This is a genomic window from Microbacterium caowuchunii, from assembly GCF_008727755.1.
GTDB lineage: Bacteria > Actinomycetota > Actinomycetes > Actinomycetales > Microbacteriaceae > Microbacterium > Microbacterium caowuchunii.
Window position 1 is genome coordinate 414675 of the sequence record NZ_CP044231.1, and the last position, 23516, is coordinate 438190.

Below are 23516 nucleotides of genomic sequence, written 5' to 3' on the forward strand. Positions count from 1 at the left end.
TGTCGGAGAAGACCGGCTGACCTCCCGCCCGAACCGCACCGGCGGCGCGGTTCGGGCGGGAGGCGGCGTCAGTCGGTGCCGCGGATGCCCTCCGTGGAGGCGATCACCGGACGCATCTTCTTCTCCAGCGCCTCGTAGAACATCGACAGCGGGAACTCGTCCTCACGGACCGCGTCCGTGTACCCGGACGGCGGCCCGGCCAGGATCTCCTCCGGGAGCCCACGCGCCCAGCGCGAGGCGGGATGCGGGGTGAGCACTCCCCGCACCAGTTCGTACGCCGCGAGCCAGTGCGCGGTTTTGGGCCGGTCGATCGATTCCCAGTACAGCCGGTCGATGGCGTCCGCCAGGGCGACGACGACATCCGGGATGGCCTCCCAGTCGATCGTGAGGCGCGTGTCCGTCCAGTGCAGCACCCCGTGGCGGTGGAGCCAGGCGAACAGCAGCTGCCCGCCGAGGCCGTCGTAGTTGCGCACCCGCGAGCCGGTGATGGCGAACCGGAAGATCCGGTCGAGCACCACCGCGTACAGTGCGAGCGCCGCGTGCCGGAGCATCTCCTGCTCGGGGTCACTCAGCTCCTCGCCCGCCCGGATCCGTCCCTCCAGCCGCTCCCGGATGCGGACGCACTCGCGGAACGCGGTGAGATCGCAGCGCAGCTCCTCGAGCGCGTAGAGGAAGTACGGCATCCGCTGCTTGATCATGAACGGGTCGAACGGCAGGTCCCCGCGCATGTGCGTGCGGTCGTGGATGATGTCCCACATCACGAAGGTCTGCTCCGTCAGCGCCTGATCATTCAGCATCCGGGCCGCGTCCTCGGGCAGATCGAGGTGGGTGATCTCGGATGCGGCGGCCACCACGCGTCGGTATCGCGCGGCCTCGCGGTCCTGGAAGATGGCTCCCCAGGTGAAGGTGGGCACCTCCCGCATGGCCACCGTCTCGGGGAAGAGCACGGCCGAGTTCGTGTCGTAGCCGGGCGTGAAGTCCACGAGCCGGAGGGAGACGAACAGGCGGTTGGTGTACTCGCTCTCGAGGGACGCGATGAACTCCGGCCAGATCACCTCCACGAGCACGGCCTCCAGATGCCGGTCCGGAGAGCCGTTCTGCGTGTACATCGGGAAGACGACGAGGTGGCGGAGTCCGTCGATGCGGTGCTCCTGCGGCTGGAAGGCGACGAGCGAGTCGAAGAAGTCCGGCACGCCGAACCCTTCGGCGGACCAGCGCAGCAGGTCCCCGGCGAGCGCGTCCAGGTAGGCGGCGTCGTGCGGGAAACGCGGGGCGAGCTCGCGGACGGCCGCCACGATCTGCTCGACGTGCATCCGCGCGGCGAGCACGTCGCCCTGATCGGGTACCGAGCCGTCCCGGGCCTGCAGCGCCTGCAGCGCGATCGCGGCGTCCTTGAGCAGCATCCACGACGGGTCGTCCTCGACGTCGCGGGCGAGGTCACGGATGTCCTCGACGACCTCGGGCTCGCCGACGATCGCCTTGTGTGCACGGGTGGGGTGCGCGGCGTTGATGGACATGGGAACCTCCGATCTGCAAGGTGAGGACGGGTCATCCGATACGGATTGCATACTCCCTCAGGCTATCCGTCCACATCCTGCGCGCCCACCCCGACGTCCTCGGCTCCCGGCGCGCGCACGCAGCACGCGCACGCAGCGCGGCGCGCCCAGCACGCGCACGCGAGCGCTGCGCACGCCAGCGCTGCGCACGCCAGCGCTCCAGCCGGCGCCCCGCGCGCGCCGGTCAGGCGTTCTGCGGGAACCCCAGGTTCAGGCCGCCGTGCGAGGGATCCAGCCACCGCGAGGTGATCGCCTTCTCCTGGGAGAAGAACTCGAACCCCTGGGGCCCGTAGGCCTTCGCGTCGCCGAAGAGCGACGCCTTCCAGCCGCCGAACGAGTGGTAGGCGACGGGCACCGGGATGGGGACGTTGACGCCCACCATCCCCACCTGGACCTCGCGCTGGAACCGCCGGGCTGCGCCGCCGTCGTTGGTGAAGATGGCGGTGCCGTTGCCGTACCGGCCCCGGTTGATGATGTCGAGGCCGTCCTGATAGCCCTCCACCCGCACGATCGAGAGGACCGGACCGAAGATCTCGTCCGTGTACACGGCGGAATCCAGCGGTACCCGGTCGATGAGCGTGGGACCGAGCCAGAACCCGTCGGCGTCGCCGTCGACCTCCACCCCCCGGCCGTCCACGACCACGGTTGCCCCGTCGGATGCGGCGACGTCCAGGTACCCGGCGACCTTGTCGCGGTGCTCGCGGGTGATCAGCGGTCCCATGTCGCAGCCGCGCGTTCCGTCGCCGGTGCGCAGGGTCGCCATGCGCTCGGTGATCTTCTCCACGAGTGCGTCCGCGATCTGCTCCGTCGCGAGCACGACGGACACGGCCATGCAGCGCTCGCCGGCGGATCCGAACCCGGCGTTGACGGCCGCGTCGGCGGCGAGGTCGAGGTCTGCGTCCGGGAGGACGAGCATGTGGTTCTTCGCCCCGCCGAGCGCCTGCACCCGCTTCCCGTGCGTCGCGGCGGTCTGGTAGATGTACTGCGCGATGGGAGTGGAGCCGACGAACGAGATCGACCGGATGTCGGGATGTACGAGCAGCGCGTCGACCGCCTCCTTGTCGCCGTTGACCACGGTGAACACCCCGTCGGGGAGGCCCGCCTCGCGCAGCAGCTGCGCCATCCAGATGGATGCCGTCGGGTCTTTCTCGCTGGGCTTGAGCACGACGGCGTTCCCCGCGGCGAGCGCGATGGGGAAGAACCACATCGGTACCATCGCGGGGAAGTTGAACGGGCTGATCACGCCGACGACGCCGATCGGCTGACGCACGGTGTAGACGTCGACGCCGCTGGAGACGTTCTCGGAGTAGGTGCCCTTGGTGAGGTGGCCGACGCCGCAGGCGAAGTCGACGACCTCGAGCCCGCGTGCGATCTCGCCGAGGGCGTCGGAGAGCACCTTGCCGTGTTCCGCGGTCAGGATGGCGGCGAGCTCGTCCTTGCGTGCGTTCAGCAGCTCGCGGAAGGCGAACAGCACGGAGGTCCGCTTGGCGATGGAGGTGTCCCGCCACGCCGGCCACGCGGCGGCGGTCGCGGCCACGGCGGCGTCCACATCCGCGGTACCGGCCAGTCGCACCTCCTTCTGCACGGCTCCGAGCGCCGGGTTGTACACCGGTGCGGTGCGGGTGGACGCGCCCTGCCAGGCGGCCCCGCCGACCCAATGGTCGAGGATCTCGGTCACGGTCTCTCCTTCTTCCTTCACGGCTGTCGGGGTGCGGCGGCGCATCCCCGGGGTCCCACGGATCGAGTGTCCACGAGGTCGCGGCCGGGCGGTCCGGGTCTTTTCGCGTCGTGGACAGGTGCGTCCGCTCCGGTCACAGCGCCCCCAGCGCGGCGTCGTAGATCGACACGGCCTCGGCGACGTCGTCATCGGTCACGACGCAGGGCGGGACGACGTGGATGCGGTTGTCCTGGACGAAGGGGAGCAGTCCCCGCGCGACGAGGTCCTTCTTGAGCGCTCCCATCGCCGCCGCGGGCAGCGGTTCCCGGGTCTCCCGGTCGGCGACCAGCTCGAGGGCCCAGAACACGCCCTCGCCGCGCACCTCGCCGACGGCGCGGTGCCGCTCGGCGAGACCCGCGAGCGCCGGACCGATGACTTCGGCCCCCATCCGGCGGGCGTTCTCCACGATCCCCTCCGACTCCATCGCGTCGAGCGTCGCGATGACGGAGGCGGCGGCGAGCGGATGCCCGGAGTAGGTGAGTCCGCCGGGGAACACCCGGTCGTCGAAGGTCGCGGCGATGGGGTCGGAGATGATGACCCCGCCGATCGGGACGTAGCCCGAGTTGACGCCTTTCGCGAAGGTGATGAGGTCCGGCACGACGTCGTGCCCGTCGAAGGCGAACCAGCGCCCGGTGCGGCCGAAGCCGGCCATGACCTCGTCGAGGATCAGCAGGATGCCGTACCGGTCGCAGATCGCCCGGACCCCCGCCAGGTATCCGGGCGGGGGGAGCAGGACACCGGCGGTGCCCGGGATCGATTCCAGGATGATCGCGGCGATGCCGGTGGGTCCCTCCGCCTGCACGACCCGCTCCAGATGGTGCAGCGCCCGCGCGCACTCCTCTTCCGGCGTCGTCGCCCAGAACTCCGACCGGTAGAGGTAGGGGCCGAAGAAGTGCACGTGCCCGCGCGCGAATTCGTTCGGGATGCGGCGCCAGTCGCCGGTCGCGACGATCGCCGCCCCGGTGTTGCCGTGGTACGAGCGGTAGCGGGAGAGGACCTTGTCCCGGCCGGTGTGCAGGCGTGCCATCCGGATCGCGTTCTCGACGGCGTCGGCGCCGCCGTTGGTGAAGAACACCTTCGAGAAGCCCTCGGGGGCGCGTGCCACGATGCGCTCGGCGGCCTGCCCGCGGGCGAGGTTCGCCGTGGACGGCGCGATCGTGGTCAACTGCGCGGCCTGCTCCCGGATGGCGTCCACGACAGCCGGATGCTGATGCCCGATGTTGACGTTCACCAGCTGGCTGGAGAAATCGAGGTAGCTGCGCCCGGCATGGTCCCACACGCGGGTGCCGCGTCCCCCGGCGATCACCAGGGGGTCGAGCGCCGCCTGAGCGGACCAGGAGTGGAACACGTGCGCCCGGTCGAGGTCGTAGGCGAGCCGGTCGAGTTCGGGGTCTGCGGTCATGTCTGTCGTCCTTCGCGTCGTTGCGGGGATCCGGCCGGGCGGATCGGGTCCGCCCGGCCGGAGAGCGGCTACTGCCCGCCCTCTTGCAGGGTCACCTCGACCGGGGAGAAGTCCTCACCGGTGAGGTCGACTCCCGAGTCCGCCAGTTCGTCCAGCGCCTTCTGGATCCACTCGTTCGAGTATGCGCTCGCGGGCGGTTCGGCGGTGATCAGATGGGCGCCGGTCTCGTTCACGGCGGCGAGGGCACCCGCGACCGTCCGCTGCCACGCGGCGTCGTCGATGATGCCGATCCCGGACTCCGACGGCCAGATCAGCTTGTTCGTCTCGTTCACCATCCACAGCTCGTGGCTCGGCCCCCAGCCGGAGCCCTCCGCGATCGTGATCTCCGCGGCCTCCTCGGGGTTCTGTGCGGCGTACGCCCACCCCTTGACGACGGCCTTCAGGAAGGCGACCGTCGTCTCCTGGTACTCGGTGTCGTCCTCGAGCCGCTGCGTGTCGGCCCAGATGGCGTCCTGCAGCATCGCCCCCTCGGTGTCCTCGTAGCTGATCACCGTGAAGTCGTCCGGCGTGTAGAGCTCCCCGGTGTCCGGGTCCACGGTCTCCAGGAGCTGGGCGTACTCGTTGTAGGTCATCGCCTGCGCCGCGTCGATGTCGCCCTGCAGGAACGCGTTCATGTTGAAGTCCTGCGTGATGATCTCGACCGTCGTCGCGTCGAGTCCCTCCGCGGCCATCGCCGCGAAGATCTCCCACTCGTTGCCGAAGCCCCACGAGCCGATCTTCTTGCCCTCGAAGTCCGCGACGGAGGTGATGTCGGAGTCCGCCCAGGCCACCTGCAGGGTGCCGGAGCGTTGGAAGATCTGCGCGATGTTGGTGAGCTCGGCGCCCGCCTCGATGGAACCGAGGACCTTCGGGACCCACGCGATGGCGTAGTCGACGTCGCCGGCGGCGAGGGCGTCCTGGGGGACGATGTCCCCGCCGGAGGGGATGATCTCCACATCCAGCCCCTCCTCCTCGAAGTACCCCTGCTCCATCGCGGCGAAGTAGCCCGCGAACTGCCCCTGAGGCAGCCACTGCAGCTGCAGGGTGACCGGCGTGAGGTCGCCGCCGTCTTCGGCGTCCGCGGGATCCGAACCGCTCGAGCCGCCGGAGCAGGCGGCGAGAACGAGAGTGCCGACGGCGGCGAGGGACGCGGCCGCGAGCATGCGGCGTGTGCTGTGTCTCATGTCGTTCCTTTCATGTGTGCGGTGGTGCATTCCCGGGCGCCCGGATGGCGGCAGGACGAAGGGGTCAGTGCGGGCGCCGCACCGCCAGGCGCTCGAGGAGCAGGGCGACCACATAGAAGAGGAGTCCGAGCAGGATCGCGGCGAAGACGTACGCCCAGGCGCGGGCGTACGCGCTCGTCGCGGCCGAGGTGGAGATCATCGCGCCGAGCCCGCCGCGGGGTCCGCCGAAGTACTCCGCGACGAGCGCGGAGATGACGGCCAGCGAGGAGGCGAGACGGATGCCGGTGAAGATGAACGGCACCGCGGTCGGCAGGGTGACGGTCCGCAGGACCTGGCCGGGGCTCGCCGCATAGGCGCGCATCAGATCGCGGTGCACCGGGCGCACCTGGCGGAACCCGCGCAGGGTGTTGACGAAGACCGGGACGAAGGAGGCCAGCGCCGCGATCGTCTGACGCCCCATCTGGCTGTCCGCCCCGAACATCGAGTTGAGCACGGGTGCGAGGGCGACGATGGGGACGACCGCGAGCCCGGCGACGACGGGGGCGCTCATCATGTCCAGGGCGCTCCACCGCGCGGCGAGCGCCGCCAGGAGGATGCCGAGGAGCGAGCCGACGACGAGTCCGGCGAGGGCGTTGACGCCGGTGACGACCGTCGCCGTGCCGATGGCCGGAGCGAACTGCACGAACTGCTCGACGATGGCGGCGGGTCCGGGGAGCAGGTAGTCGCTGATCCCGACCACGCTCACGAGAACCTGCCAGACCACCAGGACGAGGACCCCGACCAGGACGGGAGCGGCGACCCGCACCCACGCCCGGTCCGCGCCCGCCCGTCTCCGCGCCGTGAGCGTGGACATCAGCGGTTCTCCACCCCGCGCGGCGCCGGACTCCCCTGGTGCAGCGCCTCTCGGACCGCGGTGACCATCTCGAAGAAGGACTCGTCTTCTCGGAGGGCCTCCGTCCGCTCGTGGGTGCTCTCCAGGCGCATGGGGACGATCTGCTGGATGCGTCCGGGTCGCGGGGACATCACCACGACGCGGTCGGAGAGGAAGACCGCCTCCGGGATCGAGTGCGTGACGAAGACCACGGCCGCTTCCGTCTCCGCGCAGATCCGTACCAGCTCGGTCTGCATCCGCTCGCGCGTCATCTCGTCGAGGGCGCCGAAGGGCTCGTCCATCAGGAGGAGCTTCGGGCGTTCGGCGAGGGCGCGTGCGATCGCCACGCGCTGCTGCATGCCGCCGGACAGCTGGTCCGGGTACCGGTCGGCGAATTCGCTGAGACCGACCATCTCCAGCAACTCCGCCACGCGGCCCGCCCGGCCGGGGGCGCCGTGCATCTCGAGGGGGAGGGATACGTTGCCCGTGACCGTGCGCCACGGCAGGAGCCCCGCCTGCTGGAACGCGATGCCGTAGTCCTGGTCGAGCCGGGCGCGCGCGGGGGTCTTGCCGAAGACGCTGATGGTCCCGTCGGTCGCCTGGTCGAGGTCCGCGATCAGGCGCATGAGGGTCGACTTGCCGCATCCGGACGGGCCGATGAGGGAGACGAACTCGCCCGCGGCGACATCGAGGTCGATCTGCTGCAGGGCGTGCACCTGCCCGCTGCGGGTCTCGAAGGTCTTGTCCACCCCGGTGATGGCGACGGCCGGGATCCCGTTCGGGTTCTGGGTGGTCACGCGTTGTCCTCCCCGCGTCGGTAGTTCTTGAGGGTGGCACCGAGCAGGGCCACGGAGCCGGCGGCGACGAGTCCGAGCAGGACGGCGCCGAAGATCGGTCCCCAGGGCTTCGCGGGGTCCCCGGAGGCCTGGCCGGCGTACTGGATGAGGATGCGGCCGATGCCGCCCTGCAGGCCGGTGGACACCTCCGCGACGACCGCGCCGACGATGGCGCCGGCCGCTCCCAGGCGCAGCGCCGGGATGAGGAAGGGGACGGCCGCCGGGAGCCGCAGTCGCACGAGCGTCTGCCACGGCGTCGCGGCGTAGGTGTACAACAGCTCGGTGTGGATGCGGTCCGGCGATTGCAGCCCGCGGAGGGCGCCGACCGCGACCGGGAAGAAGGCGAGGTAGCTGGCGATGAGGGCGACGCTCATCCAGTCCGCCCATTCGAACGCACCGATCTCGATCCGGGATCCCCAGCTCTTGACGAGGGGGGCGAAGGCGATGAGCGGCACGGTCTGGCTGAGCACGATCCAGGGCAGCAGCGCCCACTCCGCGATGCGCCAGCGCTGCATGATCAACGCGAACGCGAAGCCGACGACCACCCCGACCAGCCAGCCGACCGCGGCGATCCCGAGGGTGACGAGCGCCGCGAGCAGCACCTCCAGCCAGAGCGGGCGGGCGGACGGCGAGGAGGTGACGGGCTCGGCGAGCCGGGTGAGCATTTCCCAGACGTGGGGCATGGCCAGGTCGGTCGTGCGCGGCAGCACCCGTAGTCCGCCGATCACGACTCCGTCGGCGGGCCCGAGCAGCTTGTACAGCTCCCAGAGGAGCGCGACGGCGAGCACGCCGCCGACGCCGAAGAGCACGGGCCGCACCATCCCCCGCCCTTCCCCGGCGCGCCGGCGTGCGACGCGAGCCGGCAACGGGTGCGCGGGGTCGCCCGCGGCGGTGATCGTGGGCGGCTCGGTCACGGTCATCGCTTGGCCGTGATGTGGGCGGAGAGCGCGGGGATCACGGTCTCGCCGTAGACCCGCATCGTCTCCTCCTTGTTGTCGTGCTGGAGGTATCCGGCGAACTGGGTGACGCCGAGCTCGCGCAGCCTCTCGAGCTTGGCGATGTGCTCCTCGGCGGTGCCCAGCACGCAGAAGCGGTCGACGATCTCGTCCGGGACGAAGTCCACGTGGTCGTTGCCGGACTTGCCGTGGGAGTTGTAGTCGTACCCTTCGCGACCGGCGATGTAGTCGGTCAGCGCCGCCGGCACCCCGCCCTGCGCGCCGTACTTGGCGACGATGTCGGCGACGTGGTTGCCCACCATCCCGCCGAACCAGCGGCACTGATCGCGCATGTGCCCGGGGTCGGTGCCGATGTACATCGGCGCGGCGACGCAGAACGCGATCGACTCCGGGTCGCGGCCGGCCGCCGCCGCCGCATCCTTGACCACGCGGATCATCCACTCGGCGATGTCCGGATCGGCGAGTTGCAGGATGAAGCCGTCGCCCACCTCCCCGGCCAGACGCAGTGCGAGCGGTCCGTAGGCGGCCACCCACACGTCCAGGGAGGATCCCCGGCTCCACGGGAACTGCAGCGTCGCGCCGTTGTACTCGACGGCGCGCGAGTTGGCCAGCTCCCGGATGACGTGGATGGACTCCCGCAGCTCCTTCAGGCTCGTCGGCCGGCCGTTCGTCACCCGCACCGCCGAGTCCCCGCGGCCGATGCCGCAGATCGTGCGGTTGCCGTACATCTCGTTGAGCGTGGCGAACACGGACGCCGTGACGGTCCAGTCACGGGTCGCCGGGTTGGTCACGAACGGTCCGACGGTGATGCGCCTGGTGGCGTTCAGGATGGCGGAGTGGACGACGTACGGCTCCTCCCACAGGAGGTGCGAGTCGAAGGTCCACACGTGGCTGAACCCGTGCGCCTCGGCCAGCTGTGCGAGCTGGACCGTGCGCGACGCGGGTGGGTTGGTCTGCAGGACGACACCGAAGTCCATGTCGTGCCCCCTCTCGTTCCTGCGGTGGGATCGGGTCAGATCAGGTACTGGCTGAGGCCGCGCCTGACGAACCGGCCGTCGCCCTTTCGCCCCAGGTACTGCCCGGCGTCGACGATGACCTTGCCCCTCGCGATCACCGTGTCCACGTGGCCGTCGATCTCGAACCCCTCCCAGGCCGAGTGGTCCATGTTCATGTGGTGCGTCTTGTCGTATCCGATCGAGGTGTGCCCGGCCGGGTCGTAGACGACCACGTCCGCGTCGGCGCCGGGCTGGATCACGCCCTTGCGTCCGTACATGCCGAACATCCGGGCCGGCGTCGTGGAGGTGAGCTCCACCCAGCGCTCCAGGGAGATCTCGCCCGTCACGACGCCCTGGTACATCAGGTCCATGCGGTGCTCGACGGAGCCGATGCCGTTCGGGATGGCGCGGAAGTCCCCCCGTCCGAGCTCCTTCTGATCCGTCATGCAGAAGGGGCAGTGGTCGGTCGAGACCATCTGCAGGTCGTTCGTGCGCAGCGCCTGCCACATGTGGTCCTGGTGGCCCTCCGCGCGCGAGCGCAGCGGGGTCGAGCACACCCACTTGGCACCCTCGAACGCCCCCCAGCGTTCGCTCGAGGCGCCGAGCTGCTCCTCCAGGGAGAGGTACAGGTATTGCGGGCAGGTCTCGCCGAACACGTTCTGACCCTTGTCGCGTGCCCAGGCGAGCTGGCGCACCGCCTGCTTCGCGCTGACGTGGACGACGTACAGCGGCGCGCCGGTGAGGTCCGCCAGCATGATGGCCCGGTGCGTCGCCTCCTCCTCCGCCTGCCAGGCGCGGGCGATGCCGTGGAAGTACGGGTCGGTCTTGCCCTCGGCCACGAGCTGCTCGGCCAGGACGTCGATCACCGGTCCGTTCTCGGCGTGCATCATCGTCAGCATCCCGGTGCGGGCGGAGATCTGCATCGCCCGCAGGATCTGCGCGTCGTCGGCGTAGAACACCCCCGGGTACGCCATGAACATCTTGAAACTCGTGATGCCCTCGTCGATGAGCCCCGGCAGGGCGGCGAGGGCCTCCGCGTCCACGCCGCCGACGATCTGGTGGAACCCGTAGTCGACGGCGCACTGCCCCGCCGCGAGTTCGTGCCAGTGGGCGAGGCCGTCCTGGATCCGCTCGCCGTGACGCTGCACCGCGAAATCGACGATCGTCGTCGTCCCGCCCCAGGCCGCGGCCCGGGTGCCGGTCTCGAACGTGTCGGATGCGGACGTGCCGCCGAAGGGCAGCTGCATGTGGGTGTGCGCGTCGATGCCGCCGGGGATCACGTAGCGGCCGGTGGCCTCGATCACGGTGTCGACGGATGCGGCGAGGTCCGTGCCCAGCAGTTCGGAACCGGGCTGGAGGACGGCGGCGATCCGCTCCCCCTCGATCAGGACGTCGGCCTGCATCCGTCCGGTCGCCGAGACGACGGTGCCCCCGGTGATGAGAGTGGTGGCCATGGTCACGGGGCCGTGATCTCTTCGTAGGTGTCCGGACGCCGGTCGCGGTAGAACTGCCAGTCGTCGCGCATCTCCTGCACCATGTCGAGGTCGAGGTCCCGGACGAGCACCTCCTCGTGCTCGCCGCTGCCGAGCGCTCCGACGTGGTTGCCGCGCGGGTCGATGACCTGGCTGCTGCCGTAGAACGTGACGGCCTCGTCGCCGTACTCGTTGTCCTCGCGTCCGACCCGGTTGGGCTGGAGGACGAAGTAGCCGTTGGCCACCGCGGCGCACGGCCCCTCGACCTCCCACAGCCGGTTCGACAGACCGGGCTTGGTGGCGTTGGGGTTGAACACCATGTGCGCGCCGCCTAGCCCGAGCTCCCGCCATCCCTCCGGGAAGTGCCGGTCGTAGCAGATGTACATCCCGACCTTGCCGACCGCGGTGTCGAACACCGGGTAGCCGAGGTTCCCAGGGCGGAAGTAGAACTTCTCCCAGAACTTCTCCACGTGCGGGATGTGGTTCTTGCGGTAGATCCCGAGGATGCTGCCGTCGGCGTCGACGAGCACCGAGGTGTTGTAGTAGACCCCGGTCTGGGCCTCCTCGTAGATGGGCAGCACCATGACGGTGCCGAGCTCCTTCGCCAGGGCCGCGAAGCGCTGGACGATCGGTCCGTCGGCGGGCTCGGCGTACCGGTAGTACTTCTTGTCCTGCGTGATGCCGAAGTAGGGGCCGTAGAAGAGCTCCTGGAAACAGAGCACCTCGGCGCCCTGCGCGGCCGCATCCCGGGCGAACCCCTCGTGCTTGTCGAGCATGGAGGCCTTGTCGCCCGTCCATGTCGTCTGCGTGATTGCTGCTCGTACTGTCGTCATCGTCGCCTCCAGTGCGTGAACCGCGTCTCGAGGACCCTGCGATCTGACGGGGACCGGTGGCGTCACCGGCGGGTCCGCCCCGTTCTGTTATCTTTCGGGTTGAACATTTCTCTTCGATTTCGGCCTGTGACGCGATCGTAAATGCTGGGCCTCGTCCACCGATAGAGCGGAGTTCCGGATGCATCTGCCCGCCGCCTTCCCGGACCGTTCCCCGCAGGGCATCGCCGGGGTGATCGCCCGGCTCGTGAACGAGGGCGTCCTCGCGCCGGGGGACCGGCTGCCCACCGTGCGCGAGATCGCCGCGGATCTGGGCGTGAGCCCGGCCACCGTGAGCGCCGCCTGGCAGGCGCTCTCCCGCGCCGGGGTGCTCGTCTCCCGGGGCCGGGCGGGGAGTTTCGTCCAGGCGCCGCAGCGGGACTGGCTGACCCGACGGGTCCGCGGGATGTCGGGTCAGGTGGAGCGCGGCACGCTGGATCTGTCCACGGGGACCCCCGATCCGGGGCTCCTCCCCGCCCTGGGCCGTGCGTTCGCGCGCGTGTCCCTGCGCGCGGATGCCGGACGCTACGGCGACCTGCCGGTGCTCCCCGACCTGGCCGAGGTGCTGGAGGACTCCTGGCCCTCACCGGCCGAGATGATCACGGTGGTCGACGGTGCGCTCGACGGCATCTCACGCGTCCTGGAGCAGGTGGTCCGCTTCGGCGACCGGGTCGCGGTCGAGTCGCCCGGCTTCCCCTACTTCTTCGACCTGCTCGACGCGCTCGGCGCGGAGGCGGTGCCTCTGGAGCTCGACGAGGAGGGCGTGCTCCCGGCCTCGCTCAGCCGGGCGCTCGCGCGGCATCCGTCGGCCGTCATCCTGCAGCCCCGCGCCCAGAACCCGACCGGCGCGTCGATGAGCGCCCACCGCGCACAGCAGCTCGCCGGGGCCGTCCGTGCGGCTCGCGACGGGGATCGGGTGGTCGTCATCGAGGACGACCACTCCGGGATGATCGCGATGGCCCCCGCGGTCACCCTCGCGCACTGGCTCCCCGATCAGGTCGTGCACGTGCGGAGCTTCTCGAAGTCGCACGGACCGGACCTGCGGATCGCCGCTCTGGGCGGCCCCGCCCGGGTCGTGGAGCGCGTCATCGCCCGGCGCATGCTGGGCCCGGGGTGGACGTCGCGTCTGCTGCAGGCGGTGCTGCTCGACATGCTCACGGATGCGGACTCGATCGCCGAGGTGCGCGCCGCCCGGCTCGCCTACCGCGACCGCCAGGAGGCCGTCGCCGCGGGGCTGCGGCGTCGTGGTGTCGCCATCCCGGCCTCCGACGGCATCAACCTGTGGCTGCCGGTCGCCGACGAGCGGGCGGCGCACGTGCGTCTCGCCGCAGCAGGCATCGCGGTCGCCGGCGGCGCCCCGTTCCTGGCCGGCGGTTCCCCCGGGGACGACGCGGAGCCGGACCCGGCAACCCGGCCGGGACCGGCAGGGTTCGTGCGGGTGACGGCGGGGCTGGTGGCGCAGGGGGCCTCCGGCGTCGCCGCCGAACTCGCCACCGCCGCCCGGGCGACGGGCGCCCGTCCCTCCGGTTGAGCCGTGCCGGGATACATCCCGCGGTGGATGCAGGGCGCCCCGGCGTCCGCGTAGCGTGGAGGGCGTGCTGCGCCCGCTGAAGACCTACCAACTGGTGACCGACATCGTCGGTGCCGCGCTGTTCTTCGCGTTCTTCGCCATCATGGTCCCGTACGGCACGGACGGCATCTTCGTCGGGGTGCTGCTCACCCTCGGCATGTCCGCCGCGCTCGCCGTCCGCCGCCTCTCGCCCGCCCTCGCCCTCGGCCTCGCCTGGGCATCCGCGATCCTGCAGATGCTGTTCGGGCTGGCGCCGATGCCGAGCGACGTGGCCGTGTTCGGGGTGCTCTACGTCACGGCGGCCTACGGCTCCCGGGCGGTGTTCTGGGCGGGGTTCGTCTCGTCCTTCGTCGGCGCGGTCGCGATCGCGGTGTACATCGTCTACCTCATGCCCCTGCTGCAGGGGTACGCGGTGAGCATCGGAGACATCCGCGAACTGCCGAGCGCGATCCTCATCCTGATCGCCGCGGTCTTCGCCCTCCTGCTGGCCTGGACGGCGGGCGCCCTGGTGCGCACCGCCGCCCGTGCCCGCGCGAACCGTGCGGCCCAGCAGCGCGCCGAGTCGGAGACGGTCGCGGAGCAGGAGCGGGTGCGCATCGCCCGCGACATGCACGACGTCGTCGCCCACTCGCTCGCGGTCGTGATCGCCCAGGCGGACGGCGCCCGCTACGCCGCCGCGGCGGATCCCGCCGTGGCGACGACGGCGCTCGGGACGATCTCCACGACCGCCCGCGCCGCCCTCACCGACGTCCGCATGCTGCTCACCCAGCTGCGGCACAGTCAGGGCGATGGGCCGCAGCCGGACCTCGCCGACCTCGACGCCCTCTACGACCAGGTGCGGGCGGCCGGGGTGGATCTGCGCGTGGACGTGCACCCCGTACCGGGGAACGACGTGCCCGCCTCCGTGCAGCTCGCGGTGTTCCGCATCGTGCAGGAGGCGCTGACCAACGCCCTGCGCCACGGGGGCGAGGGGACGGTCTCCGTGCGTCTCGCCTGGTACGCGGACCGCGTGGACCTGGAGGTGCGCAGCCCCCTGCGGCCGGGGTCCGTTCAGGCGGAGGCACCGGCCCGCCCGCTCGGTCATGGCATCATCGGGATGCGCGAACGTGCGCAACTCGTCGGCGGGACGTTCGAGGCCGGACCCCAGGGGGACCGGTTCGTCGTGTCCGCCGCGCTGCCGATGGGGGTGCCCGCATGAGCACGCCCATCCGCGTGGTCCTGGTCGACGACCAGGCGCTGTTCCGCGCCGGGATCCGGATGCTGATCGGCTCGCAGCCCGACCTGGAGGTGGTCGGCGAGGCGTCCGACGGGCGGGAGGCCATCGGCGTCGTCCGCGAGACCCGGCCCGACGTCGTACTGATGGACATCCGGATGCCCGTGCTCGACGGCATCGCTGCGACGGCGGAGCTGCTGGGGGATCCGAATCCGCCGCGCATCGTCATGCTCACCACGTTCGATCTGGACGAGGCCGCCGCCCGCGCCATCCGGCAGGGAGCGAGCGGGTTCCTCCTGAAAGACGCCGAACCGGAGTTCCTGCTCTCCGCGATCCGCACGGTGCACGCCGGTTCCGCCGTGATCGCGGCCGCCGCCACGCACGACCTGTTCACCCGCTTCTCGGATGCGGCTCCGGCACCCGTCCCGGACGCGTACGGCACGCTGACGGACCGGGAGCGGGAGATCTTCGCGCTCGCCGCGCGCGGCCTCTCGAACGCGGAGATCGCCGAACGCGAGTTCCTCTCCGAGGCCACCGTCAAGACGCACATCAGCCGGATCCTCGGCAAGCTCTCCCTGCGCGATCGCGTGCAGCTGGTCGTGTTCGCCTTCCGCCACGGGCTGGTCTGAGCGGATCCCGGATCATCCTTGCGATGTAGCCGGATGCGGCTTGCGGGCGATGTGAGCGGGGCCCGGCGGTTCGTAGCGTCGGAGTATGCAGATCACCTCCAGCGAGCTCGGGCTCGCAGCCCGCGTCCAGCGGCTCACGAAGACCTACGGCTCCGGCGACGGCGCGGTGCGCGCTCTCGACGACGTCGGCGTCGGCATCCGTCGCGGTGACTTCACCGCCATCATGGGGCCGTCCGGTTCCGGCAAGTCCACGCTGATGCACATCATGGCCGGTCTCGACGCCCCCACCAGCGGTTCGGTGTGGATCGGGGACACCGACATCACCGGCTTGAGCGACCAGGAGCTGACGATCCTGCGTCGGCGCCGGGTGGGGTTCGTCTTCCAGGCGTTCAACCTCGTCCCCACCCTCGACGCGCTCGGGAACATCATGCTCCCGTTCGACCTCGACGGTCGCCGCCCCACCGCTCTCGAGCGCGCCCGCATCGACGGCCTGGTCGAGACGCTCGGGCTGACCGGACGGCTCGGACACCGCCCGCACCAGCTCAGCGGCGGTCAGCAGCAGCGGGTCGCCATCGCCCGTGCGCTGGCGACCGCGCCCGACCTCGTCTTCGCCGACGAACCGACCGGGAACCTCGACTCCCGTTCGGGCCGGGAGGTGCTGGGACTCCTGCGGGCGGCCAGTCGCGACCACGGGCAGTCCATCGCCATGGTCACCCACGACCCGGTCGCCGCGAGTCACGCCGACCGGGTGCTCTACCTCGGCGACGGGCGGATCGTGGCGGATCAGCGCGGTCAGAGCGCGGAGGAGATCTCGGCGTTCATGCTCGCCGCCGAGCTCGGCACGGAGACGGCGGCATGAGCGCCCCCTCCGTGTCCGTCGCCGACGCGCCCCGGGCCGTCCGTCCGGCCCGCCCCGCGGGATCCGCGCCGTGGATCCGGGAGCGGGGCATGGGGGCGAGCGTGCTCGTCGCCACGATCTCCAGCGCCTTCGGGGTGATCCTCATCGCCGCGACGGAGCTCATCGCGGCGATCCTGCGCGCCGACCCCTATGTGGGCGACAGCGGGACCCTCGCCCTCGTCCTGAGCTTCCTCACGTACCTCCTGCTGGGCGTCGCCGTCTACGTCGCGGCCATCGTCACCGCCAACACGTTCGCGACGGTCGTCGCCGGGCGCACCCGCCGGATCGCGCTGCTCCGGCTGATCGGCGCCTCCGCCCGCTCGCAGCGCGCCGAGGTGGCCCGGCACGGTCTCGCGGTCGGGGCGATCGGCGCCGTGCTGGGACTCGTGGGCGGCACCGTGGTCGCGGCCGCGGGGGCCGAACTGACGGTCCAGCAGCTCGGCCTCGACGGAGTCGTGTACCAGCTGGTGCGTCCGGAACTGCTCGTTCCCCCGGTGATCGTCGTCCTGACGACGTGGGCGGCGGCGTGGGTGGGCTCCCGCCGGGTGCTCTCGGTGACCCCGCTCCAAGCCCTAGGGGGTTCGGTGGAGACCTCGCACGAGGTGGTCGCACGGCGCACCGGGCGCACCGTGGCGGCTCTGCTGCTCCTGGTGTCGGGGACGGGCCTCCTCGCCGCCGGTATCGCGCTCGGGCTCTGGGACCCGCGGGGCGTCATCGTGGCGTTCTTCGGCGGGCTGTTCTCCTTCACGGGTATCGTGCTGGGTTCGACGCGGCTCATGCCGCCGCTGCTCCGGCTGGTCGGCCGTCTGTTCGGCCGGTCGGCGACGGCCCGGCTGGCCGCGGAGAACGCGCTGAGGTACCCGGAGCGGTCGAGCCGGATGTCGATCGGCGTCGTGATGGGGGTGACCCTCGTGACGATGTTCGCCGTGGCGGTGGAGTCGGCGAAGGTCCTGTTCGCGGCTTCCGCCGGCGGCGAGGTCCCGGCCGACTTCGCCGCCATCCTGGACACGTTCGCGACCGTCATGATGGGCCTCATGGCCGTGGCGGCCGTCATCGCCGGCGTCGGTCTGGTGAACCTGCTCACGATCGGGGTGGTGCAGCGCCGGCGCGAGCTGGGCCTGCTGCGCGCGCTCGGGTTCTCGAACGGCCAGGTGCGCCGGATGGTGCTGCTGGAGGCCGCGCACGTCACGATCACGGCGACGCTCACCGGGCTCGTGCTCGGGGTCGTCTACGGCTGGGCCGGAGCGCAGTCCCTGCTCGGCACCGTGCCGGCCGACCCGACGCTGCCGCGGGAGCCCACGTTCGTGCTGCCGGCCGTGCCCCTGGTGCCCGTGCTCGTGATCCTCGTGGCGACCGCCGTGCTGACGCTCGTCGCCGCCGTGGTGCCGACCCGGATCGCGACCAGGGTCGCTCCTGTCGAGGCGCTCGCCGAGGTGTGATCAGTCCGACGTGGGCGCCGGCCCGGGATCGTGCGCCCACGTCGGGGCGAGCGCGCGGATGCGCGCCGCCCGCCATTGCCAGGCGCCCCACAGCACCGGCCAGAGCGCGGGCGCGGAGCGGCCGGCGATCACGAGCCGGTCGCGCCACAGCGTGCGGCCGGGATCGCCCGGGGCCGGTGAGACGGCCATCTGGTGGTCCCACACGTCCAGGCTCGCCAGCGGACCGGTCAGCGGCACTCCGCTGTCCCGGAAGATGCGCACCGTGCCCTCCGGTTCCTGCACGGTGCGTTCGCTGACCGTGATCAGTTGTGAACCGAGGTGGATGCCGCCGAGGGTCAGCTCCATCGCGACGTCGTCGCCCGGTTCCCACGCCGCAGGCAGCGCCGAGAGCGGTCGCATGTCCATCAGCGGACCGTAGATCTCCGCCACCGCCCGGGGGGAGTGCAGGGCGCGCCAAGCGGCGTCGGGATCGCAGTCGACGGTGAACTTCAGCAGGATGCGCACCCGGCAAGTCTGACAAGCGGGAGCCTGCGGCGGAACGGGTTGCGCGCGGGAGCTCCGGAGGTGCCTCCGCGGGCCGTGACGCAGAGCGTCATGCTGCGGGGCCGGGCGAGCGAGCCGCCATACGCTGGAGGGATGGCCACCGCGTACGACCAGTCCCGTTACCAGATCCGTTTCGAGTGGGGGACGGACGGCCTCGCCCGTCTCGCCCCGTCGGACGTCGTGGTGGTCGTCGACGTGCTCTCGTACTCCTCGGCGACGACGGATGCGGTGGCGAAGGGCGACCGGGTGGACCTCTCCGCCGGTGTCGCGACCGGGGCGGAGGGCGCGCTCGTCGCCCGGGCCGCGGCCGCGGGCGGCGCGCGGGTGCTGCTGGGTTCGCTCCGCAACGCCACCGCGGTCGCCCGTGAGGTGCTCGCCGAGCAGCAGCGGCGTGGTGCGCGGACCTCGGTCGCGGTCATCGCCGCGGGCGAGCAGGCGGATGCGGGTCTGCGTTTCGCCGTGGAGGACCAGCTCGGCGCCGGGGCGGTCATCGACGCCCTCGGCGTGCTCGGCCTCGACCACACCTCGCCGGAGGCGGCGGCGTCCGGCGAGGCCTTCCGGGGGCTTCGGCTCGCCGTCCGCCATCTCCTGACCGCGAGCGGCTCGGGCCAGGCGCTCCTCGACGCCGGAGGGCGGGACGAGGCGCTCGCCGCCGCGCAGCTCGACGCGGAGACCGCGGTCCCGGTCCTCGCGCACGGCGTGTTCGGCCCTGCCTGACCGGCGGCGCGCCTCAGCGCGGGGTCATCGCTGCGAGACGCTCGGCCCTCGTGATCTCCCGCCGCGTCCACGTGAAGACGTGCTGCGGGTCGAAGCGGGGCGCGCAGCGTGCGCACGAGGTCGTGCGGGTCGCCCGGCGGTGCCGGTAGGCGACGTGCCCGGCGGGGCAGACCCCCACCCACGGGGCGAGCTCGTTGGCCGTCTCGCCGTGGTGCGTGGTGCCGCCGACGTAGCCGAGCTCGCGGGCGACCCGTTTCCATGCCGGGCCGTGTCCCGCCGCGGATCCCGCCATCGCGTGGGCCACCTCGTGCAGCAGCGTCTGGTGGTTGGTCTCGTCGTCGTAGCGGGCGGCCAGGTAGCGCGAGAGGCTGATCCGCTTGCGGCCGTAGTCGCACAGACCCGCCCGACGCTTCGCGTTGTCGAAACCGAACGTCCACGACGGGTCGAGGTGGAGCGTGATCAGCGCGTCGGCCCAGACGCGGATGCGGTGCAGATCCGACATGACGCGAGGGTAGCCCCGGTCCCCGACACTCAGCCGGCGACGACCGAGGCGACCCGCCGGCGGTCCACGGCGTCGATCGCCAGCAGGGTGGATTCGAGCTCCTCCTCGGTGGCGCCCGCCTGCTGCCGCAGGAAGAGGGCGCGCTTGAAGTCCGCCCGGCCGCCGTCGAGGTCCTGGTCGTCGAGGCGCACCTTGCCGCGGTGCTGGTAGGCGAAGGCGGCGATACCGGCCCAGCCCTGCCCCTCGGCCTCCTCGGCGCAGGCGGTGAGCTCCTGCTCGGCGGCGGCGAGCTGCCCGCGCTCCTGGTTGATCGTGGCGTGCAGGATGCGGGCGCGCAGCAGATCCTTGCGGGTCCCGGCCATCCGGGCGGTGCGCACCGACTGGTCGGAGACGACGAGCGCGTCGTCGAGTTCGCCGGTCACCTTGAGCAGCCACACCCGCTCGAGCAGCGCCGGCAGGCTGCGCTGGTTGCCGATCTCCTCGAGGCGCTCTCGGCACTCGCGCACATCGACGATCTCGCGCAACGTGTCCGGGTGGTACCCCCTGATGAAGCTCACGATTCTCCCTCCGCACTCAGCCCTTCCAGTGTGCAGCCCACCTCGTCCGCCCGGGGCATCCCACGCCGATGCGACCGCCCGTCCTGTCCGATCGGGACGTCGCAGGGGCCGTCTCAGCGCTCGAAGACGGAGGCGGCGGGCTTGGGGGAGGGGGTGGCGTCCGCATCCGTGGCGGGGGTCGCCCCGCGCACGAAGTCGTCGAGCTCCTCGCCGTGCGCGACCTTCGCGGGATGCGGGCCTGCCGCCATCAGGCGCGGCAGCCACTCCATCGGCAGCGGCGCCTGGGATGCGGCGATCACGAGGTTCCCGAACCGCCGCCCCTTGAGGGTCTGGACCTCGGCGAGCAGGATGACCTCACCGAGGACGGCCCGGACCGTGGCGACCTGGCGGCGGGCGAAGGCCAGGCCCGACCCGTCGGCGACGTTCACCAGGAGGACTCCGTCGGGGGCCAGGAGCTCCGCCGCCGCGCGGTAGAACTCCACGGTGGTCAGATGAGCGGGGGTCTGCGCCCCCGCGTACACGTCGGAGACGAGCAGATCGACCTTGCCGTGGAGCGCGGCGGGGAGTCGTCCGAGTCCTTCCCTGGCGTCGCCGATGCGGACCCGGATGGCGGCGCCCCGGGGAAGGGGCAGCTCGGCTCGGACGAGCTCGACGAGCGCGGGCTCCAGCTCGATGACCTGCTGACGCGAACCGGGTCGGGTGTGCTCGACGTAGCGGGGGATGGTCAGCGCCCCTGCGCCGAGGTGGACGGCGGTCAGGGGCTGGCCCGGCATCCGGAGCCGGTCGATCACCGCACCCATGCGCGTCACGTACTCGAAGTGGAGATGCGTCGGGTCGTCCAGGTCGACGTGCGACTGCGGGGTTCCGGCGACCTCGAGCTCGTAGCCGCTTGTGAACCCGGAGGGGACGACGCGGGCGACGGATCCGTCCGAGAGTCGCGCCTCCGGTCGGGGGACCTCTTCGCGTCGCGCCCGTGCCATGTCCCCACCGTAACCCGGCCCGGAGCGCACGGTGTCATGCACGCCCGGCCCGCCGGACCCGGCGATACCGTGGGACCATGCGCGAGATCGACCTCAACGCGGACCTCGGCGAGACGGTCGACGGGGTTCCCGCGGCCGACGACGAGGCGATGTTCGCGATCGTCTCCAGCGCCAACGTCGCCTGCGGCGGGCATGCGGGCGACGAGACCGCCATGCGTGAGGCCGTGCGCAGGGCGTCGCGGTTCGGCGTCGCGCTCGGCGCGCATCCCTCGTACCCGGACCGCGCCGGCTTCGGTCGCGTCGTCCTGGACATCCCGCCGGACGAGGTGCGCCGCAGCGTGGCCGCCCAGCTCGCCTCTCTCGTCGCCGCGGGTGCGCAGGTGCGGTACGTGAAACCGCACGGCGCGCTCTACCACGCGGCGGGATCGCGGCCGGAGCTCGCCCGCGCCGTGGTGGACGCCGTGCGCGACGCCTTGAGTGCGCCGGTGCCGGTGCTCGCGCTCGGCGAGGCGCTCGCACACGCCGCACGCGACGCCGGGCTCCCCTTCGTCCGCGAGGCGTTCCTCGACCGCGGGTACACGCCCGCGGGCGGGCTCGTCCCGCGCGGCGAACCGGGAGCGCTGCTGACCGATCCGGATGCGGTCGCCGACCGTGCCGTGCGGCTGGCCCTGCACGGCGAGGTGGTCGCGGTGGACGGCTCGATCGTCCGCACCGACGCCCGTTCGCTGTGCCTCCACGGGGATTCCCCGGACGCGGTGTCGCTGGCCGTGGCGGTGCGCGCGGCCCTGACGGCGGCGGGCGCGCGGGTGCGGGCGCCGTGGTGAGGAGGCGGCCGTGACGCGTGCGCGCCGCCGCATCCTCCCGATGGGGGAGCGTGCGCTGCTGATCGAGGTCGATGGCCTCGAGGAGGCACTCGCCCTCGACGCGGTCCTCGCCCGTGAGCCGCTGCCGGGGATCGAGGAGATCGTCCCCGCGGCGCGCACCCTGCTGCTCCGCTTCGATCCGGATCGGACCTCCGCCGTCCGGGTGCGCGCGTGGGTGGCCGACGCGGACGTCGCCGATCGGACCGCGATCCCGGACGGCGCCGAGGTCGCCCTCGACGTGGTCTACGCGGGACCCGACCTCCGCTCGACCGCCGATCTGCTCCGCGTGACGCCGGACGCCCTGGTCGCCCGGCATTCCGCGGTGACGTGGCAGGTGGCGTTCACCGGCTTCGCCCCGGGGTTCGGCTATCTCGTGAGCGAGGACTGGCGCCACGAGGTCCCCCGGCTGGACGTGCCGCGGGAGCGGGTCCCGGAGGGGTCGGTGGGTCTCGCGGGCGGGTTCACCGGCGCGTACCCGCGCGCGACCCCGGGCGGGTGGCGGCTGATCGGCACGACGACGGCGGTCCTGTTCGACCCCGCCGTGGCGCCGGAGGGATCGGGGCGGCGCGGCCCGGTGCTGCTCACGCCCGGCACGCGCGTCCGGATGCGGCCGGTGCCGGCCAGGATCGAGGTCCCGGCCGGCAAGGGGGCCGCCCCGCCCGCGCCCGGCGGCATCCGGAACGCGGGTGCCGCTGCGTCCGCGGCCGGGGTGGGCGGTCTGCGGATCGAACGCGCCGGCGCGGCCACGGTGCAGGATCTCGGACGCGGGGCCGTCGCCCGGCTCGGGGTGGCGCGCTCGGGCGCGGTTGACCGGGCCTCGCTGCGCCTCGCGAACCGCCTCGTGGGGAATCCCGAGGACGCCGCGGCGGTGGAGATCGCCCTCGGCGGGTTCGCCGCCCGCGCCGGCCGGGACCTCTGGGTCGCGGTCGCCGGGGCGTGGGGTCCCATGCGGGTGGACGGACGTCTCATCGACACCGGGGTCGCGTTCCCCGTGCGGGCGGGCGACCTGCTGGAGCTCGACTGGTTCACGCACGGCGCCCGCGCGGTGCTGTCCGTGCGGGGCGGCATCGACGTGGCGGAGGCGGTGGGCGCGCGCTCGACCGACACGCTCGCAGGGCTCGGTCCCCCGCCGCTCCGCGCCGGCGACGTCCTCGCGGTGGGCGACGATGTCGCCGGTCCCGTCCCCATCGGGGAGATCGCCCCGTGGGGCTGGCCCGCCGACCCGCTCGAGATCGAGCTCGCCCCAGGCCCCCGGGCCGACTGGTTCACGACGGCGGCGCACCGTGCGCTGTTCGATGCGGTGTGGACGGTGGGCACGGCCGCGGACCGGGTGGGGCTGCGTCTCGAGGGTCCCGCGCTCGCCCGCGCCCGGGAAGGGGAGCTGCCCAGCGAGGGGATGGTGCCGGGGGCCCTGCAGGTCCCGCCCGGCGGCCGACCCACGGTCCTCCTCGCCGACGGGCCGGTGACCGGCGGCTACCCCGTCATCGCCGTCGCCACGGATGCCGCCCTGGACCGGCTGGCGCAGGCGCGGCCGGGCACCCTGCTGCGCTTCCGGAAGGCGCCCGGATGAGTCCGGCGCGCCGCGGACCGACGTGCCGTGGCCGTGAATTCGCCGTGGATTCGCGCGTATACCGCACGATCGCGTGGATTTCAAGAATCCGACTGGACACGGCGTGCCCCGGCGCATATAGTTGGTAGTTGCGCTCAG

General features: G+C 72.1%; 22 protein-coding genes. 8 read left to right on the forward strand and 14 right to left on the reverse strand.

Translation table 11 applies throughout. The features are described 5' to 3' along the window. Positions 1 to 68 precede the first annotated feature (68 nt). The 10 genes from F6J84_RS01915 to F6J84_RS01960 form a co-directional block, all read right to left on the reverse strand. On the reverse strand, positions 69 to 1517 hold the full coding sequence (locus F6J84_RS01915; protein ID WP_150970943.1) for a DUF6421 family protein: 1449 nt from the start codon (positions 1515 to 1517) through the stop codon (positions 69 to 71). Positions 1518 to 1740: 223 nt separating this feature from the next. Then, positions 1741 to 3279 carry a CoA-acylating methylmalonate-semialdehyde dehydrogenase gene (locus F6J84_RS01920; RefSeq protein WP_191905728.1) on the reverse strand — a complete coding sequence of 513 codons (1539 nt, stop codon included), beginning with the start codon at positions 3277 to 3279 and terminating at the stop codon, positions 1741 to 1743. A gap of 88 nt (positions 3280 to 3367) precedes the next feature. Continuing rightward, positions 3368 to 4675 carry an aspartate aminotransferase family protein gene (locus F6J84_RS01925; protein WP_150970947.1) on the reverse strand — a complete coding sequence of 436 codons (1308 nt, stop codon included), beginning with the start codon at positions 4673 to 4675 and terminating at the stop codon, positions 3368 to 3370. Between the two features lie 68 nt (positions 4676 to 4743). Beyond that, positions 4744 to 5898, reverse strand: a complete 1155-nt coding sequence (locus tag F6J84_RS01930) for an ABC transporter substrate-binding protein (protein ID WP_150970949.1) — start codon at positions 5896 to 5898, stop codon at positions 4744 to 4746. Between the two features lie 64 nt (positions 5899 to 5962). Then, positions 5963 to 6751, reverse strand: a complete 789-nt coding sequence (locus F6J84_RS01935; protein WP_150970951.1) for an ABC transporter permease — start codon at positions 6749 to 6751, stop codon at positions 5963 to 5965. After that, positions 6751 to 7566 carry an ABC transporter ATP-binding protein gene (locus tag F6J84_RS01940; RefSeq protein WP_150893302.1) on the reverse strand — a complete coding sequence of 272 codons (816 nt, stop codon included), beginning with the start codon at positions 7564 to 7566 and terminating at the stop codon, positions 6751 to 6753. The genes F6J84_RS01935 and F6J84_RS01940 overlap by 1 nt, the downstream gene beginning before the upstream one ends. Next, complete coding sequence (locus F6J84_RS15635) at positions 7563 to 8525, reverse strand: ABC transporter permease (protein WP_150970953.1); 963 nt, start codon at positions 8523 to 8525, stop codon at positions 7563 to 7565. The genes F6J84_RS01940 and F6J84_RS15635 overlap by 4 nt, the downstream gene beginning before the upstream one ends. Further along, positions 8522 to 9538 carry a TIGR03842 family LLM class F420-dependent oxidoreductase gene (locus F6J84_RS01950; protein WP_150970955.1) on the reverse strand — a complete coding sequence of 339 codons (1017 nt, stop codon included), beginning with the start codon at positions 9536 to 9538 and terminating at the stop codon, positions 8522 to 8524. The genes F6J84_RS15635 and F6J84_RS01950 overlap by 4 nt, the downstream gene beginning before the upstream one ends. Positions 9539 to 9573: 35 nt before the next feature. After that, on the reverse strand, positions 9574 to 11010 hold the full coding sequence (gene hydA / locus F6J84_RS01955) for a dihydropyrimidinase (protein ID WP_150974638.1): 1437 nt from the start codon (positions 11008 to 11010) through the stop codon (positions 9574 to 9576). 2 nt (positions 11011 to 11012) lie between these two features. After that, positions 11013 to 11861, reverse strand: coding sequence for a nitrilase-related carbon-nitrogen hydrolase (locus F6J84_RS01960; RefSeq protein WP_150970958.1), 849 nt, complete (start codon positions 11859 to 11861; stop codon positions 11013 to 11015). Between the two features lie 178 nt (positions 11862 to 12039). Here F6J84_RS01960 and F6J84_RS01965 point away from each other — a divergent pair, with 178 nt between their 5' ends. From F6J84_RS01965 to F6J84_RS01985, 5 genes are all read left to right on the forward strand, one after another. Further along, positions 12040 to 13428, forward strand: a complete 1389-nt coding sequence (locus F6J84_RS01965) for an aminotransferase class I/II-fold pyridoxal phosphate-dependent enzyme (RefSeq protein WP_150970959.1) — start codon at positions 12040 to 12042, stop codon at positions 13426 to 13428. A gap of 64 nt (positions 13429 to 13492) precedes the next feature. Next, positions 13493 to 14665, forward strand: coding sequence for a sensor histidine kinase (locus F6J84_RS01970; RefSeq protein WP_238702562.1), 1173 nt, complete (start codon positions 13493 to 13495; stop codon positions 14663 to 14665). Beyond that, positions 14662 to 15309: a response regulator gene (locus F6J84_RS01975; protein ID WP_150970961.1), complete on the forward strand. Its 648-nt coding sequence runs from the start codon at positions 14662 to 14664 to the stop codon at positions 15307 to 15309. Before F6J84_RS01970 ends, F6J84_RS01975 begins: the two co-directional genes overlap by 4 nt. An 85-nt stretch (positions 15310 to 15394) precedes the next feature. Further along, on the forward strand, positions 15395 to 16168 hold the full coding sequence (locus F6J84_RS01980; protein WP_150970963.1) for an ABC transporter ATP-binding protein: 774 nt from the start codon (positions 15395 to 15397) through the stop codon (positions 16166 to 16168). Next, the gene (locus tag F6J84_RS01985; protein ID WP_191905729.1) at positions 16165 to 17646 is read left to right on the forward strand and encodes an ABC transporter permease; all 1482 of its coding nucleotides are present in this window, start codon (positions 16165 to 16167) and stop codon (positions 17644 to 17646) included. The genes F6J84_RS01980 and F6J84_RS01985 overlap by 4 nt, the downstream gene beginning before the upstream one ends. Here the strand turns inward: F6J84_RS01985 and F6J84_RS01990 are convergent, their stop codons facing one another. Beyond that, positions 17647 to 18150, reverse strand: coding sequence for a hypothetical protein (locus F6J84_RS01990; RefSeq protein ID WP_150893286.1), 504 nt, complete (start codon positions 18148 to 18150; stop codon positions 17647 to 17649). It abuts the gene before it with no gap. A gap of 132 nt (positions 18151 to 18282) precedes the next feature. Here F6J84_RS01990 and F6J84_RS01995 point away from each other — a divergent pair, with 132 nt between their 5' ends. Then, the gene (locus F6J84_RS01995; protein WP_150970965.1) at positions 18283 to 18906 is read left to right on the forward strand and encodes a 2-phosphosulfolactate phosphatase; all 624 of its coding nucleotides are present in this window, start codon (positions 18283 to 18285) and stop codon (positions 18904 to 18906) included. 13 nt (positions 18907 to 18919) lie between these two features. Here the strand turns inward: F6J84_RS01995 and F6J84_RS02000 are convergent, their stop codons facing one another. From F6J84_RS02000 to F6J84_RS02010, 3 genes are all read right to left on the reverse strand, one after another. Beyond that, positions 18920 to 19408, reverse strand: a complete 489-nt coding sequence (locus tag F6J84_RS02000; RefSeq protein ID WP_150893282.1) for a SprT-like domain-containing protein — start codon at positions 19406 to 19408, stop codon at positions 18920 to 18922. A 29-nt stretch (positions 19409 to 19437) separates the two neighbouring features. Further along, on the reverse strand, positions 19438 to 19965 hold the full coding sequence (locus tag F6J84_RS02005; protein WP_150893280.1) for a hypothetical protein: 528 nt from the start codon (positions 19963 to 19965) through the stop codon (positions 19438 to 19440). 113 nt (positions 19966 to 20078) lie between these two features. Beyond that, on the reverse strand, positions 20079 to 20945 hold the full coding sequence (locus F6J84_RS02010) for a spermidine synthase (RefSeq protein WP_150893278.1): 867 nt from the start codon (positions 20943 to 20945) through the stop codon (positions 20079 to 20081). Positions 20946 to 21022: 77 nt separating this feature from the next. Here F6J84_RS02010 and F6J84_RS02015 point away from each other — a divergent pair, with 77 nt between their 5' ends. After that, on the forward strand, positions 21023 to 21769 hold the full coding sequence (locus tag F6J84_RS02015; RefSeq protein ID WP_150970967.1) for a LamB/YcsF family protein: 747 nt from the start codon (positions 21023 to 21025) through the stop codon (positions 21767 to 21769). A gap of 10 nt (positions 21770 to 21779) precedes the next feature. After that, positions 21780 to 23378: a 5-oxoprolinase subunit B/C family protein gene (locus F6J84_RS02020; RefSeq protein WP_238702563.1), complete on the forward strand. Its 1599-nt coding sequence runs from the start codon at positions 21780 to 21782 to the stop codon at positions 23376 to 23378. Positions 23379 to 23516: the final 138 nt, after the last annotated feature.

Coding starts and splice junctions, on each gene's coding strand:
- hydA (WP_150974638.1), bottom strand. CDS start 11,010: ATGGCCACCACTCTCATCACCGGGGGCACCGTCGTCTCGGCGACCGGA.
- F6J84_RS01930 (WP_150970949.1), bottom strand. CDS start 5,898: ATGAGACACAGCACACGCCGCATGCTCGCGGCCGCGTCCCTCGCCGCC.
- F6J84_RS15635 (WP_150970953.1), bottom strand. CDS start 8,525: ATGACCGTGACCGAGCCGCCCACGATCACCGCCGCGGGCGACCCCGCG.
- F6J84_RS02000 (WP_150893282.1), bottom strand. CDS start 19,408: ATGTCGGATCTGCACCGCATCCGCGTCTGGGCCGACGCGCTGATCACG.
- F6J84_RS01985 (WP_191905729.1), top strand. CDS start 16,165: ATGAGCGCCCCCTCCGTGTCCGTCGCCGACGCGCCCCGGGCCGTCCGT.
- F6J84_RS01925 (WP_150970947.1), bottom strand. CDS start 4,675: ATGACCGCAGACCCCGAACTCGACCGGCTCGCCTACGACCTCGACCGG.
- F6J84_RS02015 (WP_150970967.1), top strand. CDS start 21,023: ATGCGCGAGATCGACCTCAACGCGGACCTCGGCGAGACGGTCGACGGG.
- F6J84_RS01935 (WP_150970951.1), bottom strand. CDS start 6,751: ATGTCCACGCTCACGGCGCGGAGACGGGCGGGCGCGGACCGGGCGTGG.
- F6J84_RS01950 (WP_150970955.1), bottom strand. CDS start 9,538: ATGGACTTCGGTGTCGTCCTGCAGACCAACCCACCCGCGTCGCGCACG.
- F6J84_RS01920 (WP_191905728.1), bottom strand. CDS start 3,279: ATGCGCCGCCGCACCCCGACAGCCGTGAAGGAAGAAGGAGAGACCGTG.
- F6J84_RS01980 (WP_150970963.1), top strand. CDS start 15,395: ATGCAGATCACCTCCAGCGAGCTCGGGCTCGCAGCCCGCGTCCAGCGG.
- F6J84_RS01975 (WP_150970961.1), top strand. CDS start 14,662: ATGAGCACGCCCATCCGCGTGGTCCTGGTCGACGACCAGGCGCTGTTC.
- F6J84_RS01965 (WP_150970959.1), top strand. CDS start 12,040: ATGCATCTGCCCGCCGCCTTCCCGGACCGTTCCCCGCAGGGCATCGCC.
- F6J84_RS01995 (WP_150970965.1), top strand. CDS start 18,283: ATGGCCACCGCGTACGACCAGTCCCGTTACCAGATCCGTTTCGAGTGG.
- F6J84_RS02010 (WP_150893278.1), bottom strand. CDS start 20,945: ATGGCACGGGCGCGACGCGAAGAGGTCCCCCGACCGGAGGCGCGACTC.
- F6J84_RS01915 (WP_150970943.1), bottom strand. CDS start 1,517: ATGTCCATCAACGCCGCGCACCCCACCCGTGCACACAAGGCGATCGTC.
- F6J84_RS01960 (WP_150970958.1), bottom strand. CDS start 11,861: ATGACGACAGTACGAGCAGCAATCACGCAGACGACATGGACGGGCGAC.